Here is a 2362-nt window from a genome sequence, read left to right on the forward strand (position 1 = left end):
GCCGCGGCAGCGGCTGATGTCACTGCGGGCACGCGAGCCCGGCAAGATCCAAACGAGAGGACCTGGCTGCCCATGCCGCTGACCGTGCCGCTGACCGTGGATGGGTGGGCGGATATGCGGTGGACAGGTCCGGATCACCCGGCCGAGGATCGCACCATGGACGCGCGATTCTTCCTGGAGACACCTCGGCTGCGGCTGCGTTCCCTCACCGAGGGTGACCTCGACCATGTGGTCGCCCTCGACAACGATCCGGGCGTACGGCGGTTCATCGACGCCGGCCGGCCGGTCTCCGCCGACACCGTCCGCCGCGAGACTCTGCCGCGGCTGCTCGGGCGCGGCTTCTGGGCCGCCGAGGAGAGCGCGACGGGCGAGTGGCTGGGCTGGTTCTCGCTGGAACCGGAGAGCGAATCCGGCTGGGACGTGGTCGAGTTGGGATACCGGCTGCGCCGCGAGGCCTGGGGCCACGGCTATGCCACCGAGGGCGCCCGCGCGCTGGTCGACAAGGCGTTCACCGAGCTCGGTACGGAGCGGGTGACCGCGCAGACGATGACGGTCAACAGCGCGTCCCGGCGTGTGCTGGAGAAGACCGGACTCCGCTACATCCGCACCTTCTTCGAGGAGTGGCCGGAGACGATTGAAGGTTCGGAGCACGGCGATGTCGCGTACGTCCTCACCCGGGAGCAGTGGGCCCACTCGAACCGGCCGGAGCCGTTGCCCGAATAGCGAGACGTAGATCTCACCATTCGACATCGCGGCGTACCGTGGCCGGACCACTTCGCGAGAGGAAGTCCGGCCATGCCGAAGGAGACCGCCGTCTACACCCACGGACACCACGAGTCCGTGCTGCGCTCGCACCGCTGGCGTACCGCCGCCAACTCCGCCGCGTATCTCCTGCCCGAGCTGCGGCCAGGGCAGGACGTACTGGATGTGGGCTGCGGTCCCGGCACCATCACCGCCGATCTGGCCGCGCTCGTCGCGCCGACGGGAACGGTGACGGCGGTCGACGCCTCCGAGTCCGTCCTCGACCAGGCGCGGGAGACGGCGGCAGCGGCAGGCGCGGACCATGTCCGCTTCGCGGTCGCCGATGTCCACGCACTGGACTTTCCCGACGCTTCCTTCGACATCGTCCACGCCCATCAGGTCCTCCAGCATGTCGGCGATCCCGTACGGGCCCTGCGCGAGATGCGCCGGGTGTGCAGGCCGGGTGGTGTCGTCGCGGCGCGCGACGCTGATTACGGCGCCTTCACCTGGTTTCCCGCCGTGCCCGGGCTGGACGGCTGGCAGGAGCTGTACCGCGAGGTGGCGCGCGCCAACGGCGGTGAGCCGGACGCCGGACGGCGACTGCCCTCCTGGGCACGGCGCGCCGGCTTCAGCGACATCGCCGCGACCGCGACGAACTGGTGCTTCGCCACACCCGACGAGCGCGCCTGGTGGAGCGGGCTGTGGGCGGACCGTACGACGGCCTCGCGCTACGGCGAACTGGCGGTGGGCGGCGGACACGCGACACGCGCCCGGCTGACGGAGATCGCGGAGGCCTGGCGGGAGTGGGGCGCCGACGAGGACGGCTGGTTCATGGTCCCGCACGGCGAAATCCTCTGCCGCGTCTGAGCCGTCGCCCATGCGCCGCTCTTCCGCCAGTCCTCGCGGCGTCCATGGGCCGCCTTTTCGCCGCCCTTTCGCCGCCCTCTCACTGCCCGAATCGATCTCCTGTCCCGGCGTCGCCAACTAACCTGATCCGTATGGAAATCCTGGGAACCACGTTGCGCATCTGCGTCGACGACCTGGACCGCTCGGTGGTGTTCTACGAACGACTCACCGGAAGTTCCGCGCTCCGCTACGAGCGCGGCGGAGTCTCGGTCGCGGCTGTCGGCTGCTTCCTTCTGATGAGCGGCCCCGCGTCCGAGCTCGATGTCCTGCGCAAGGTCACGGCGACCATCGCCGTCAAGGATGTGGACGAGGCGGTCACGACTCTCACCGGGGTCGGCGCCCAGGTCCTCGTGGGTCCGGTGCCGACCCCGGTGGGCCGCAATCTGATCGCCGTACATCCCGACGGTTCGATCTTCGAGTACGTGGACCGCAGAGCCATCCAGAACTGACGACCGGCCCCGACCAGGCCGACCGGCCGGTCAGGTCGCGGCCGACGGGCTCAGCCCTTCGGCCGCATCCGGTACTCGTACGCGTCCGGCAGCGGATCGTCCGTCAGCTCCGCCCACACCTCACCGAGCGTCTCGGCGCCCTCCCGCAGGTCCGGCACCTCGAAACCGGCGTCGAAGACCGCGCGGGCCGCCGCCTTGTCGCCCTCGGCGAGCAGCAGTCGGGCCTCCACGAACCGGAAGGCGCCGCGCCGCCGTACCTCCGACGG

General features: G+C 70.5%; 3 protein-coding genes and 1 pseudogene. 3 read left to right on the plus strand and 1 reads right to left on the minus strand.

What is annotated here, in order from left to right:
* Nucleotides 1-156: 156 nt before the first annotated feature.
* From GA0115259_RS35965 to GA0115259_RS35975, 3 genes are all read left to right on the plus strand, one after another.
* A complete protein-coding gene (locus GA0115259_RS35965; protein ID WP_093604617.1) occupies nt 157-723 on the plus strand; it encodes a GNAT family N-acetyltransferase in 567 nt (188 codons plus the stop codon).
* A 72-nt stretch (nt 724-795) separates the two neighbouring features.
* Nucleotides 796-1608, plus strand: a complete 813-nt coding sequence (locus GA0115259_RS35970) for a methyltransferase domain-containing protein (RefSeq protein WP_093604613.1) — start codon at nt 796-798, stop codon at nt 1606-1608.
* Nucleotides 1609-1739: 131 nt separating this feature from the next.
* Nucleotides 1740-2096 (plus strand): VOC family protein, encoded by a 357-nt coding sequence (locus tag GA0115259_RS35975; protein ID WP_093604615.1) that lies wholly within the window; start codon nt 1740-1742, stop codon nt 2094-2096.
* A gap of 50 nt (nt 2097-2146) precedes the next feature.
* Here GA0115259_RS35975 and GA0115259_RS35980 read toward each other — a convergent pair.
* A pseudogene (locus tag GA0115259_RS35980) lies at nt 2147-2362 on the minus strand (DUF5107 domain-containing protein); the annotation flags it as partial.

Source organism: Streptomyces sp. MnatMP-M17, assembly GCF_900091995.1.
Taxonomy (GTDB): Bacteria; Actinomycetota; Actinomycetes; order Streptomycetales; family Streptomycetaceae; genus Streptomyces.

Bases quoted from the DNA above. Each gene is read 5' to 3' on its own strand.
- GA0115259_RS35975 (WP_093604615.1), top strand. From the start codon at position 1,740: ATGGAAATCCTGGGAACCACGTTGCGCATCTGCGTCGACGACCTGGAC.
- GA0115259_RS35965 (WP_093604617.1), top strand. From the start codon at position 157: ATGGACGCGCGATTCTTCCTGGAGACACCTCGGCTGCGGCTGCGTTCC.
- GA0115259_RS35970 (WP_093604613.1), top strand. From the start codon at position 796: ATGCCGAAGGAGACCGCCGTCTACACCCACGGACACCACGAGTCCGTG.